The organism is Streptomyces sp. NPDC041968 (assembly GCF_055589025.1).
The window spans coordinates 835,697-848,834 of sequence record NZ_JBVJCB010000001.1 but is presented as its reverse complement, the minus strand read 5'-3'; the positions used below and the strand labels follow the sequence as shown (position 1 = coordinate 848,834).

Sequence of the window (13,138 nt, the reverse complement as noted above, 5' to 3'; positions counted from 1 at the left end):
GCGGCTCCGCCGCGCGGGCGCGACCAGCCACGACGACGCCGCACTCGCCGCGAGACCCGGGCCACCCCACTCCGTGGGCGCCCTGTCGGCAGGCCTCCGTAGACTGTCCCCGTGAGCGACATCCCCGGCGAGAACGACCAGCCCGACCCCGCTGACCCCACCGAGTCCTTCGACGAGATCATCGCGGCGGAGACCACCCGCGACCCCGACCTCGCCGTCATCGAGGCCGGCAGCCGCACCCTGCGCACCCAGGGCGGGCCCCCGCAGGCCGACGTGCCCGCGCGCCCCGAGGACCCCGAGGTGGACAGGGCGCTGCGCGAGGTGGAGACGGAGCTGGCCACCCGCTGGGGCGAGACCAAGCTGGAGCCGTCCGTCGCCCGCATCGCCGCCCTGATGGACGTGCTGGGGGAGCCGCAGCGCTCGTACCCGTCCATCCACATCACGGGGACCAACGGCAAGACCTCTACCGCCCGCATGATCGAGGCCCTGCTCGGCGCCTTCGAGCTGCGCACCGGGCGGTACACCTCGCCGCACGTGCAGTCGATCACCGAGCGGATCAGCCTGGACGGCGCCGCGATCGCCGCCGAGCGGTTCATCGAGACGTACCAGGACATCAAGCCGTACGTCGAGATGGTCGACGCGCAGCAGGAGTACCGGCTGTCGTTCTTCGAGGTGCTGACCGGCATGGCGTACGCCGCCTTCGCCGACGCGCCCGTGGACGTGGCCGTCGTCGAGGTCGGCATGGGCGGCTCCTGGGACGCCACCAACGTCATCGACGGTGACGTCGCCGTCGTCACCCCCATCGACCTGGACCACACCGACCGGCTCGGCGAGACGCCCGGCGCGATCGCCACCGAGAAGGCCGGCATCGTCAAGCAGGACGCCACCGTGATCCTCGCCCAGCAGCCGGTGGACGCGGCGCAGGTCATGCTGAAGAAGGCGGTCGACGTCAACGCCACCGTGGCCCGCGAGGGGCTGGAGTTCGGCGTCGTCGCCCGGGAGGTCGCCGTCGGCGGACAGCTGCTGACCCTGCGCGGGCTCGGCGGCGAGTACACCGACGTCTACCTGCCGCTGCACGGCGCCCACCAGGCCCACAACGCGGCGGTCGCGCTGGCCGCCGTCGAGGCGTTCTTCGGCGTCGGCGCGCAGCGCCCCGAGCCGCTGGACGTCGACACCGTGCGCAAGGCCTTCGCCGCCGTCGCCTCACCGGGACGGATGGAGGTGGTGCGGCGCTCGCCCACCGTGGTGCTCGACGCGGCGCACAACCCGGCCGGGGCCCGCGTCACCGCCGAGGCGATCGGGGAGGCCTTCCAGTTCAGCCGCCTCATCGGCGTGGTCGGCGCCAGCGGCGACAAGAACGTGCGCGGCCTCCTGGAGGCTTTCGAGCCGGTCTTCGCCGAGGTCGTCGTCACCCAGAACTCCAGCCACCGCGCGATGGACGCCGACGAGCTGGCCGGGATCGCCGTCGAGGTGTTCGGCGAGGACCGCGTCCAGGTCGAGCCGCGACTGCCGGACGCCCTGGAGGCCGCGATCACGCTGGCCGAGGAGGAGGGCGAGTTCGCGGGCGGCGGTGTGCTCGTCACCGGTTCCGTCATCACCGTCGGCGAGGCCCGGCTGCTGCTGGGGAAGGGCTGAGATCCACGTGCGTACGCTCTGTGCTTCGACCTTGATCGGCGAGTTCTTCGTCATCGGCTTCGCCGGTCTGGTCGCCATGAAGGACCCGGACCTGGCCGTGGGGACGGTGTGGACGGTCAGCGGCATCGCGATGTTCCTGTGCGTGGCGCTGTGCGGCGTGGTGACCCGGCCGGGCGGCATCGCCTTCGGCTGGGCCCTGCAGATCGCCCTGATCGCCTCCGGCTTCGTCGTGCCGTCCATGTTCTTCCTCGGCGCCCTCTTCGCGGCCCTGTGGTGGGCCTCCGTGCACTACGGGCGGAAGATCGACGAGGCGAAGGCGAGATTCGCCGCCCAGGCCGAGGGCTCCGCCCCGGACGCCGCCTGAGCGGTCCTGGCCGGACGCCGTCGGCGGCGGGCTGGGCGGTCCTCGCCGGGTGCCGTCGGCGGTGGGTGGCTGGGCGGTCCCGGCCGGGTGCCGTCGGCCTGCCCGGGGGTCCTCGCCGGACGCCGGACGTCCGGCCGTCGCGGGCGCTGCCCGGTGGCCGGCTGACGCTGCGTGACAGGCGCCGCGACACGCCCGGTAACCTCAGTCATCACGTCGCACCACCGCACACCCAAGGGAGCCCGTCGTGACCCAGCGCAGCCTCGTCCTCCTCAAGCCCGACGCCGTCCGTCGTGGCCTGACCGGCGAGATCATCAGCCGTATCGAGCGCAAGGCCGGCTGGCAGATCACCGCGCTGGAACTGCGCACCCTGGACGCCGAGACGCTGGAGCAGCACTACGGCGAGCACAAGGGCAAGCCCTTCTACGAGCCGCTGGTCGAGTTCATGGCGTCCGGTCCGGTCGTCGCCCTGGTCGTCGAGGGCGAGCGGGTCATCGAGGGCGTGCGGGCGCTGGCCGGTCCGACCGACCCCATCGCCGCCGCCCCCGGCTCCATCCGCGGTGACTTCGGCGTGATCGTCCGGGAGAACCTGATCCACGCCTCCGACTCCGAGGAGTCCGCCGAGCGCGAGCTGAAGATCTTCTTCCCGGGCCGGGTCTGAGCCTCCCGCCGGACACGCCGGACACATCTTTTTTCTGACGCCGCGTCAGCCGAATGGCCCGCAGCGCACCGGGGCGGTCGCGTAAAAGCGACCGCCCTGTGGCATATGCGCGCCTGATCGGGGGAACGGATGCCCCCGTTGGCCCGTCTCCACAAGCGAGGCGAGGCGCCATCTGCTGACAATGGCGAAGACCCTCGCGCAGTGTTCGCGAAAGCGCGTCTACGATGGAAGCCTCCACGCGTCACTGCACCCACTTCGCCTACCTGAAAAGCCCTCAAAAGCTCCTGGGAAGGCCAGTCGAATCCTGATGGGGAACTCAATGTCGTTCATCGGCCGTGACATGGCTGTCGACCTCGGGACCGCCAACACGCTGGTGTACGTCAGGGGTCGCGGGATCGTACTCAACGAGCCGTCCGTCGTCGCGATCAACACCAACACCGGTGGCATCCTCGCGGTCGGCGCCGAAGCGAAGAAGATGATCGGGCGCACGCCGGGCAACATCGTTGCCGTGCGCCCGCTGAAGGACGGCGTCATCGCCGACTTCGAGATCACCGAGCGGATGCTCCGCTACTTCATCCTGAAGATCCACAAGCGGCGTTATCTGGCTCGTCCGCGGGTCGTCGTCTGTGTGCCCTCGGGCATCACCGGCGTCGAGCGCCGCGCCGTCATCGAGGCGTCGTCCCAGGCCGGCGCCCGTCAGGTGCACATCATCGAGGAGCCCATGGCCGCGGCCATCGGCTCCGGCCTGCCGGTCCACGAGGCCACGGGCAACATGGTGGTCGACATCGGCGGCGGCACCACGGAGGTCGCGGTCATCTCGCTCGGCGGCATCGTCACCGCCCAGTCCATCCGCGTCGCGGGTGACGAGCTGGACAACGCGATCATCCAGCACGTCAAGAAGGAGTACAGCCTTCTGCTGGGTGAGCGCACGGCCGAACAGATCAAGATCACGATCGGTTCGGCGTACGACCTCGACTCCGACGAGCACACCGAAATCCGCGGCCGGGACCTCGTCTCCGGGCTGCCCAAGACCGTCGTCATCTCCGCCGCCGAAGTGCGCAAGGCGATCGAGGAGCCGGTCAACGCGATCGTCGACGCCGTCAAGACCACCCTCGACAAGTGTCCGCCGGAGCTGTCCGGCGACATCATGGACCGGGGCATCGTCCTGACCGGCGGTGGCGCGCTGCTGCGCGGGCTCGACGAGCGGCTGCGCCGGGAGACCGGGATGCCGATCCACATCGCCGAGGACCCGCTGGACAGCGTGGCGCTCGGCTCCGGCAAGTGCGTCGAGGAGTTCGAGGCGCTTCAGCAGGTGCTGGACGCCCAGCCCCGCAGATGACGTAACGCTTCGGTTCCGCCGTACGAGACGATCTCCTCTCGTGCGGCGGATCGTTGATATAGAGGCTTCAGTACGCAAGCACGGCGAGTGCGGCGCGACCGCCCCGAGCACCGCACCCACCGAGACATCTGAATTCCTGAACACCGCCACGTAAATTCCGAGATTCCCGAATTTCGACGAGGAAGGCACGGCCGCCGCACGTGAGGGACACGAAAGAGAGCCGGCTGCTCCTGGTGCTGCTGATCGCCATCGCGTTCGCACTGATCACGGTGGACATCCGCGGCGGGGAGGACTCACCGGTCGACGGTGCCCGGCAGGCCGCGGCCTCGGTCTTCGGCCCGATCGAGAACGGGGTCTCCTCCGCCGTCGACCCGGTCGGCAACGCGGTCTCCGCGGTCCGCGACTCCGGCGACCGCCACGACCGGCTCGCCGCGCTGGAGACGCAGAACGCGGCCCTGAAGGCGAAACTCGGCAGCGACGAGCGCGGCCGCAGCCGCCTGAAGCAGTTCGACAAGATGCTCGGACTCGCCGGCGCCGGCCAGTACGGCATCAAGGGCGCCCAGGTCATCGCCATAGGAGCCGCCCAGGGCTTCTCCTGGACCGTCACCATCGACGTCGGCGCGAACGACGGCATCAAGCGCGACATGACCGTCCTCAACGGCGACGGTCTGGTGGGGCGGGTGACCACCGTCGGACCCAACAGCGCCACCGTGCTGCTCGCCAACGACCCCGACTTCACCGTCGGCACCCGCATGGAGGCCGGCGACGAACTCGGCTTCGCCTCGGGCCAGGGCGGCCGTCCGCTGCGCGTCGAACTCCTCAACGGCAAGGCCGACGTCAAGAAGGGAGACCGGCTGGTGACCTTCGGGTCCCAGGCCGACAAGCCGTTCGTGCCGGGCGTCCCCGTCGGCATCGTCTCCCGCGTCGACCCCTCCGGCGGCGACCTGACCCGCATCCTCGACGTCACGCCGTTCGTCAGCTTCACCAAGCTCGACATCGTCGGCGTCGTCGTCCAGGCCCCGCAGAAGGACCCGCGCGACACGGTGCTCCCGGAGAAGAAGCAGCCGAAGCCCACGCCGACCGTCACGGTGACCGTGACCCCCGGAGCCGACCCCGAAGGCCAGGCCCAGGACGGTCAGGCCCCAGACGGCCAGACGCAGGACGGCCAGGCCCAGGACGGCGGGACCGGGCAGAACCAGCAGTCCGAGCAGACCGAGCAGTAGGAGCTTTCACCCCATGCGCGTCAACCGGATCCTGCTGTCCGCCACCCTGGTCGTCGTCGCCCTGGTGCTCCAGGTGAGCGTCCTCGCCCGCCTGCACCTGCCCGGCGCCGTCCCCGACCTGCTCCTGCTCACCGTCCTCGGCCTCGCCCTGGTCTACGGCCACGTCGGCGGCGCCCTCGTCGGCTTCGGCGCCGGACTCCTCGCCGACCTCGCCCCGCCCGCCGACCACGCCGCCGGCCGCTACGCCCTGGTGCTCTGCGTCATCGGCTACCTCGCCGGCCTCGCCAAGCCGGAGAACGGCCGGCTCAGGTCCGCCACCGGCCCCATGGTCGTCGTGGTCGTCGCCGCCCTCGGCACCACCCTGCTCTACGCCGGAGTCGGCGCCCTCGTCGGCGACACCGCCGCCCGCCACGTCGGCCTGCCCAGCCTGCTGTTCACGGCGGCCCTCTACGACCTGCTGCTCGCGCCCTTCGTCGTCCCCGGCATCATGGCCCTCGCCAGACGCGCCGAGAACGACCCGCTGGCCGACGCCGGCTCCGCCGGCCAGAAGCCCGACATCTCCTCCGGCTGGCTCTCCGGAGGCACCGGGCTGCGCATCGGCAACCAGCGCAACGGACTGCGGGTGAAGGCGGCCCGGGCCCGGGTGGCCCGCGCCGGACGCATCAAGGGGGTCAAGCGACTGTGAGGACGCGGCAGCACACCACCAGCACACGGGGCCAGGGGGAGGCGGCAGCAGTGACGAACGCCCACCCGTCGCCCACCGCCACCCCGAACGGAACGGGCCGCGCCCATGACTAACATCCCCGAGACCGGCCGCAGCACCCGCGTCCAGATCCGGCTCGTCGTCATCCAGGTCCTGGTCCTCTCCCTCCTCGGCACCCTCGGCGGCCGGCTCTGGTACCTCCAGATCCGCCAGGGCGACGAGTACGCCAAGGAGGCCTCCGGCAACCACGTCCAGCAGGTCGTCCAGCCCGCGCCCCGCGGCTCCATCCTGGACGCGCGCGGCGTGGCGCTCGCCGACAACGAGACCCGGCTCGTGGTCTCCGCCTCCCGCACCGACCTGCTGAAGATGAAGGACGACGGCGAGGCCGTCCTCACCAAGCTCGCCGGCGTCCTCGGCATGAAGCCCAAGGACGTCATGGACAAGGTCCGGCTCTGCGACGCCGAGACCCCCCAGCCCTGCTGGAACGGCTCGCCCTACCAGCCCATCCCCGTCACCGACGAGGCCACCGCCAAGCAGGCCCTCCAGATCCGCGAGCGCGCCGAGGACTTCCCCGGCATCACCGCCGAACCCATGGCCGTACGCCGCTACGCGAGCCCCGGCAAGGCCAACACCGGGCAGGTCCTCGGCTACCTCTCCCCGGTCACCGACGAGGAGATCGAGAAGGCCAAGGACACCGACTCGCCCTTCCTCCGCTCCGACCAGGTCGGCCGCTCCGGCATCGAGCGCCAGTACGACAAGGCGCTGCGCGGCAAGGCCGGCGTCACCCGCTACGAGGTCGACAACCTCGGCCGCGTCATCGGCGAGGCCGAGTCCGACCCCGGTGTGCCCGGCTCCAACCTCGTCACCAGCATCGACGCCCGCGTCCAGCGCGTCGCCGAGTACGAGCTGAACGAGGCGATGAAGGCCGCGCGCAAGGAGATGGACCGCAACACCAACCGGCTCTACGAGGCCGACGCCGGCGCCGTCGTGGTGATGGAGGCCAAGACCGGCCGCGTCGTCGCCATGGCCTCCAACCCGACGTACGACCCCAACGCCTGGGTCGGCGGCATCTCCGCCAAGGACTACAAGAAGCTCACCGGCAAGGAGTCCAACTACCCGCTGCTCAACCGGGCCACCCAGGGCCAGGCGGCCCCCGGCTCGATCTTCAAGGTGGTCTCCTCGTCCGCCGCCGTGGAGGCCGGCTACGACTTCGACGGCGGCTACGACTGCTCCAGCTCGTACTCCGTCGGCGGCCAGGTCTTCAAGAACTTCGAGTCCGCCAGCTACGGCTCCATCAGCATCGGCCGCGCCCTGGAACTCTCCTGCGACACCGTCTACTACCGCCTCGCCCACGAGGAGTGGAAGAAGGACGGCGGCACCAACCCCAAGAAGCCGAACGACTACTTCTACAAGGCCGCCCACCAGTTCGGCCTCGGCAAGGAGACCGGCATCGACCTCCCCAACGAGGTCACCGGCCGCGTCCCCGACCGCCAGTGGAAGCAGGACTACTGGGAGGCCAACAAGGACGCCTGGTGCAAGACGGGCAAGAAGGACGGCTCCTACGTCGAGAAGCTCGCCTACGAAGGCTGCCTCGAAGGCAACAAGATGCGCGCCGGTGACGCCATCAACTACTCCATCGGCCAGGGCGACACCCTCGTCACCCCCATCCAGATGGCCACCATCTACGGAGCCATCGCCAACGGCGGCACGCTGTACGACCCCACCATCGGCAAGGCGGTCATCAGCCCCGACGGCAAGCACGTCGACGAGATCAAGCCCAAGGCGCACGGCAAGCTGCCCATAAGCAAGACCACGCTCGCCAAGATGGACGACGCCCTCGAAGGCGTCGCCACCCGCGGCACCGCTGCCTGGCGGTTCGGCGGCTGGCCGCAGGACAAGATCCCGATGCACGCCAAGACCGGCACCGCCGAGGTCCACGGCAAGCAGACCACCTCCTGGTTCGCCACCTACACCGACGACTACGCGATCGTCATGACGATCTCCCAGGGCGGCACCGGCTCCGGCGCCTCGGGACCCGCCGTCCGCAACATCTACGACGCGCTCTACGGCGTCTCGGACGAGGGCGACATCGACCAGAAGAAGGCGCTGCTGCCCCGGCCGCAGGCGAAGCTGCCGACGATCAAGGCGGACGGCACCATCCCCGCCCCCAAGATGTCCAAGGACGCCGTCAAGGACCTGCTGCCGGAGAAGAAGGCATCCCCCGAGGACGAGTACGCCCCCGTCGAGGAACAGCAGCAGGGAACGACCCCGCCGACACAGACCGGCGACAACCGCGCCACCCGCCGCCACCGGCGGCGCGGCGGCGGTGGCCGGCGCGGCGGGACGGGCGCGAGCGGAAGCCGGAGGACGCGCGCATGACCGGAGCCAACAGCTTCCAGGTCTCCGGGTACGGACCCGAGAAGGCCGGATGGACCCGGCTCTTCGCCCGGGACTCCCTCGCCCGGCGACTCGACTGGCCGATACTGCTGGCCGCCGTCGCCCTCTCCCTGATGGGCTCCCTGCTCGTCTACTCGGCCACCCGCAACCGCACCGAGCTGAACCAGGGCGACCCGTACTACTTCCTCACCCGGCACCTGCTGAACACCGGCATCGGCCTCGCCCTGATGGTCGGCGTCGTCTGGATCGGACACCGCGCCCTGCGCACCGCCGTACCGCTGCTGTACGGCGCGTCCGTCTTCCTGATCCTGCTGGTGCTCACCCCGCTCGGCTCCACGATCAACGGCGCCCACTCCTGGATCAAGCTCCCCGGCGGCTTCTCCCTCCAGCCCTCGGAGTTCGTGAAGATCACGATCATCCTGGGCATGGCGATGCTGCTGGCCGCCCGCGTCGACGCGGGGGACCGGCCGCACCCGGACCACCGGACCGTGCTCCAGGCCCTGGGCCTCGCCACCGTGCCGATGCTGATCGTGATGCTCATGCCGGACCTCGGGTCGGTCATGGTCATGGTCATCATCGTGCTGGGCGTGCTGCTCGCCTCCGGAGCCAGCAACCGGTGGATCTTCGGCCTGCTCGGCGCCGGAACCGCCGGCGCGCTCGCGGTCTGGCAGCTCGGCATCCTGGACGACTACCAGATCGCCCGCTTCGCCGCCTTCGCCAACCCGGAACTCGACCCCGCCGGCGTCGGCTACAACACCAACCAGGCGCGCATCGCCATCGGCTCCGGCGGCCTGACCGGCTCCGGCCTCTTCCACGGCTCGCAGACCACCGGTCAGTTCGTACCGGAACAGCAGACCGACTTCGTCTTCACCGTCGCCGGTGAGGAACTGGGCTTCCTCGGCGCCGGGCTCATCGTCGTCCTGCTCGGCGTGGTGCTCTGGCGCGCCTGCCGGATCGCCCGCGACACCACCGACCTGTACGGGACGGTCGTCGCCGCCGGGATCGTCGCCTGGTTCGCCTTCCAGACCTTCGAGAACATCGGCATGACACTCGGCATCATGCCGGTCACCGGCCTGCCCCTGCCCTTCGTCTCCTACGGCGGCTCCTCCATGTTCGCCGTGTGGATAGCGGTGGGGCTCCTCCAGTCGATCACCGTGCAGAGACCCATGTCCGCCTAGCCGGGCAGACCCGGGGGACGGGCGGTACGGGGACGAGCGGTAAGGGGGACCATCCGGGCCGGGTTAGGCTGGATGGTCCCCCTTGTCAGCACACGAAGGTTCCGTGAGATGCCTGCCGAAGCCGCCGAGTCTGTGTCTTCCGTGTTTCCGCAGCTCGAAGCTCTGCTCCCGCATGTGCAGAAGCCGATCCAGTACGTCGGCGGAGAGCTCAACTCCACGGTCAAGGACTGGGAATCCTGCGACGTCCGCTGGGCTCTGATGTACCCGGACGCGTACGAGGTCGGTCTGCCCAACCAGGGCGTCATGATCCTCTACGAGGTCCTCAACGAACAGCAGGGCGTCCTCGCCGAGCGCACCTACAGCGTGTGGCCGGACCTCGAGGCGCTGATGCGGGAGCACTCCGTCCCGCAGTTCACCGTGGACGGCCACCGCCCCGTGGGCGCCTTCGACGTGTTCGGCCTCTCCTTCTCCACGGAGCTGGGCTACACGAACATGCTGACCGCCCTCGACCTGGCCGGCATCCCGCTGGAGGCCAAGGACCGCGGCATCGACGACCCGGTCGTCCTGGCCGGCGGCCACGCGGCCTTCAACCCCGAGCCGATCGCCGACTTCATCGACTGCGCGGTCATCGGCGACGGCGAGCAGGCCGTCCTGGAGATCACCGCCATCATCCGCGCCTGGAAGGCCGAGGGCCGCCCCGGCGGCCGCGAGGAGCTCCTCCTGCGCCTGGCGAGGACGGGCGGGGTGTACGTCCCCGGCTTCTACGACGTCGAGTACCTCCCCGACGGCCGTATCGCCCGCGTCGTCCCCAACCGCTCGGGCGTGCCGTGGCGTGTGTCCAAGCACACCGTCATGGACCTCGACGAGTGGCCCTACCCCAAGCAGCCCCTCGTGCCGCTGGCCGAGACGGTCCATGAGCGCATGTCGGTGGAGATCTTCCGCGGCTGCACCCGCGGCTGCCGCTTCTGTCAGGCCGGCATGATCACCCGTCCGGTGCGCGAGCGCTCCATCACCGGCATCGGCGACATGGTCGAGAAGGGCCTGAAGGCCACCGGCTTCGAAGAGGTCGGCCTCCTCTCCCTCTCCTCCGCGGACCACTCGGAGATCGCCGACGTCGCCAAGGGCCTCGCGGACCGGTACGAGGAGGACAAGATCGGCCTGTCCCTCCCCTCCACCCGCGTCGACGCCTTCAACATCGACCTGGCCAACGAGCTGACCCGCAACGGCCGCCGCTCGGGCCTCACCTTCGCCCCCGAGGGCGGCTCCGAGCGCATCCGCAAGGTCATCAACAAGATGGTCTCGGAGGAGGACCTGATCCGCACCGTCGCCACCGCCTACGGCAACGGCTGGCGCCAGGTGAAGCTGTACTTCATGTGCGGCCTGCCGACCGAGACCGACGACGACGTCCTCCAGATCGCCGACATGGCCACCCGCGTGATCCAGAAGGGCCGCGAGGTCTCCGGCTCCAACGACATCCGCTGCACCGTCTCGATCGGCGGCTTCGTCCCCAAGCCCCACACCCCCTTCCAGTGGGCCCCGCAGCTCTCCTCCGAGGAGACCGACGCCCGCCTGCAGAAGCTCCGCGACAAGATCCGCGGCGACAAGAAGTACGGCCGCTCCATCGGCTTCCGCTACCACGACGGCAAGCCCGGCATCATCGAGGGCCTCCTCTCCCGCGGCGACCGCCGCATGAGCGCCGTCATCCGCGCCGTCTACGAGGACGGCGGCCGCTTCGACGGCTGGCGCGAGCACTTCTCCTACGACCGCTGGACGGCCTGCGCCGACAAGGCCCTGGAGCCCTTCGGCGTCGACGTCGACTGGTACACCACCCGCGAGCGCGGCTACGAGGAGGTCCTGCCCTGGGACCACCTCGACTCCGGCCTCGACAAGGAGTGGCTCTGGGAGGACTGGCAGGACGCCCTCGACGAGACCGAGGTCGACGACTGCCGCTGGACCCCGTGCTTCGACTGCGGGGTGTGCCCCGCGATGGACACGGAGATCCAGATCGGCCCGACCGGCAAGAAGCTGCTGCCGTTGACGGTCAAGTAACGGCGGGTGGCACGCAGGTGACGTACGTCATGCCTCGGGTGGTTCGTCCCGTGGACGGATCATGGAGCACGGTCTTAGATGGCCGCGGGGGCGGGTATCGGGTGTTCTTCGCCGACGGGGCGCGAAGAGCACGGCCCGGCATGTGAAGAGCACTCGGCGTACCGCAACCTTCGAGCCAGTTCCCGAGACCGACTCCTAGGATCGCCATGAACGTACGCACGACCGCTTCACGCCCGCGCCGGCTCAGACGGGCAGCCGTGCTGCTCGGCGCGGTGCCGCTGTTCCTGAGCGTCACGCCCGCGGAGGCTCTGGTCGGCCGGCCCTCGACCGACGCCGACCTGGGATTCACCGCCCGGCTCGTGGTCGGTGACCACCAGCGGGGCTGCTCGGGCTCGCTGGTCTCGCCCGAGTGGGTGCTCACGACCGCCAGTTGCTTCGCCGAGAACCCGGCCGCCGACCTCTCCGTCCCGGCCGGTGCGCCCCGGCTGAAGACCGTCGCGACCGTGGGCGGGGTGCAGAGGGCCGTCCTGGAGCTCCGCCCGCACGGCGAGCGCGATCTGGTGCTGGCCCGCCTGGCGCAGCCCGTGCGCGGGGTGGCCCCCGTCGCCCTCGCCACCGCGGCGCCCGTCGCCGGGCAGGACCTCACCGTCGCCGGTCACGGTCGCACCGCGACCGAGTGGGTGCCGCTCGACCGGCACACCGGCACCTTCGCCGTCACCGCCGTCGACGGCGCCGACCTGACCCTGAGCGGCAAGGACGGCGCCTCGGTCTGCCAGGGCGACGCGGGCGGTCCCGTCCTGCGGACCGTCGACGGCCGCCCCGCGCTCGTCGCGGTCAGCAGCCGTTCGAACCAGGTGGGCTGCTTCGGTGTCGACTCCGCGGAGGGCGCCTCCGCCGGCGCGGTCGCCGCCCGCGTCGACGACGTCCGCGACTGGGTCGCCCGGAACGCCGTGAGGACCCCCGCCGCCGACTTCGACGGAGACGGTCGGGGAGACGTGGGTGTGCTGTACGACTACGGTCAGGGCACCGACGGGACCAACCGCACCGCCCTGTGGACGCTGACCAGCAACGGCACCGGCTTCGGCAGCCCCGTGCGCGTGTGGGACAGCGCCACGGGAGGCAGCTGGAACTGGAGCCGGTCCAAGGCGTTCAGCGGCGACTTCGACGGTGACGGCGACGGCGACGTCGGCGTGCTCTACGACTACGGCCGCCAGAGCGACGGGACCAACCGCACCGCCCTGTGGACGCTGACCAGCAGCGGCACCGGCTTCGGCAAGCCCGTGAAGGTCTGGGACAGCGCGGGGTCGATCAGCTGGGAGTGGAGCCGGTCCAAGGTGGTCACCGGCGACTTCGACGCTGACGGCCGGGACGACGTGGGCGTGCTGTACGGCAACGGCGCGGGGAACGACGGGACCAACCGCACCGCGCTGTGGACGCTGACCAGCAGCGGCACCGGCTTCGGCAAGCCCGAGAAGGTCTGGGACAGCGCCGGCACCATCAGCTGGGACTGGGAGCGGTCCAAGGTGACGTCGGGTGACTTCGACGGTGACGGTCGCACCGATGTGGGCGTGCTGTACGGCAACGGTCAGGGC

At 70.5% G+C, this 13,138-nt stretch carries 10 protein-coding genes; all 10 read left to right on the top strand.

Annotation, left to right across the window (positions count from 1 at the left end):
• Positions 1–111: 111 nt before the first annotated feature.
• Entirely contained in the window at positions 112–1,635 is a 1,524-nt protein-coding gene (gene folC / locus ACZ6EG_RS03830) for a bifunctional tetrahydrofolate synthase/dihydrofolate synthase (protein WP_469601244.1), read from the top strand.
• 7 nt (positions 1,636–1,642) lie between these two features.
• Positions 1,643–1,999, top strand: coding sequence for a DUF4233 domain-containing protein (locus tag ACZ6EG_RS03825; protein ID WP_391967998.1), 357 nt, complete (start codon positions 1,643–1,645; stop codon positions 1,997–1,999).
• 244 nt (positions 2,000–2,243) lie between these two features.
• The gene (ndk, locus tag ACZ6EG_RS03820) at positions 2,244–2,657 is read left to right on the top strand and encodes a nucleoside-diphosphate kinase (protein ID WP_356603389.1); all 414 of its coding nucleotides are present in this window, start codon (positions 2,244–2,246) and stop codon (positions 2,655–2,657) included.
• 319 nt (positions 2,658–2,976) lie between these two features.
• The gene (locus ACZ6EG_RS03815) at positions 2,977–3,996 is read left to right on the top strand and encodes a rod shape-determining protein (RefSeq protein WP_030381728.1); all 1,020 of its coding nucleotides are present in this window, start codon (positions 2,977–2,979) and stop codon (positions 3,994–3,996) included.
• Between the two features lie 200 nt (positions 3,997–4,196).
• On the top strand, positions 4,197–5,219 hold the full coding sequence (mreC, locus tag ACZ6EG_RS03810; protein WP_391967997.1) for a rod shape-determining protein MreC: 1,023 nt from the start codon (positions 4,197–4,199) through the stop codon (positions 5,217–5,219).
• Positions 5,220–5,232: 13 nt separating this feature from the next.
• Positions 5,233–5,904 (top strand): rod shape-determining protein MreD, encoded by a 672-nt coding sequence (gene mreD, locus ACZ6EG_RS03805; protein ID WP_391967996.1) that lies wholly within the window; start codon positions 5,233–5,235, stop codon positions 5,902–5,904.
• A gap of 105 nt (positions 5,905–6,009) precedes the next feature.
• On the top strand, positions 6,010–8,301 hold the full coding sequence (gene mrdA, locus ACZ6EG_RS03800; RefSeq protein WP_391967995.1) for a penicillin-binding protein 2: 2,292 nt from the start codon (positions 6,010–6,012) through the stop codon (positions 8,299–8,301).
• Positions 8,298–9,497 (top strand): rod shape-determining protein RodA, encoded by a 1,200-nt coding sequence (gene rodA / locus ACZ6EG_RS03795; RefSeq protein WP_469601237.1) that lies wholly within the window; start codon positions 8,298–8,300, stop codon positions 9,495–9,497. Before mrdA ends, rodA begins: the two co-directional genes overlap by 4 nt.
• 108 nt (positions 9,498–9,605) lie before the next feature.
• Positions 9,606–11,546: a TIGR03960 family B12-binding radical SAM protein gene (locus ACZ6EG_RS03790; RefSeq protein ID WP_361016432.1), complete on the top strand. Its 1,941-nt coding sequence runs from the start codon at positions 9,606–9,608 to the stop codon at positions 11,544–11,546.
• 206 nt (positions 11,547–11,752) lie between these two features.
• Positions 11,753–13,138 (top strand): trypsin-like serine protease (locus ACZ6EG_RS03785; protein WP_469601232.1); only part of this gene is annotated, 1,386 nt, incomplete at its 3' end.

What these genes read in the sequence shown, in the direction of transcription:
- ACZ6EG_RS03815 (WP_030381728.1), top strand. Translation starts at nt 2,977, where the DNA reads ATGTCGTTCATCGGCCGTGACATGGCTGTCGACCTCGGGACCGCCAAC.
- ACZ6EG_RS03790 (WP_361016432.1), top strand. Translation starts at nt 9,606, where the DNA reads ATGCCTGCCGAAGCCGCCGAGTCTGTGTCTTCCGTGTTTCCGCAGCTC.
- rodA (WP_469601237.1), top strand. Translation starts at nt 8,298, where the DNA reads ATGACCGGAGCCAACAGCTTCCAGGTCTCCGGGTACGGACCCGAGAAG.
- mreD (WP_391967996.1), top strand. Translation starts at nt 5,233, where the DNA reads ATGCGCGTCAACCGGATCCTGCTGTCCGCCACCCTGGTCGTCGTCGCC.
- mrdA (WP_391967995.1), top strand. Translation starts at nt 6,010, where the DNA reads ATGACTAACATCCCCGAGACCGGCCGCAGCACCCGCGTCCAGATCCGG.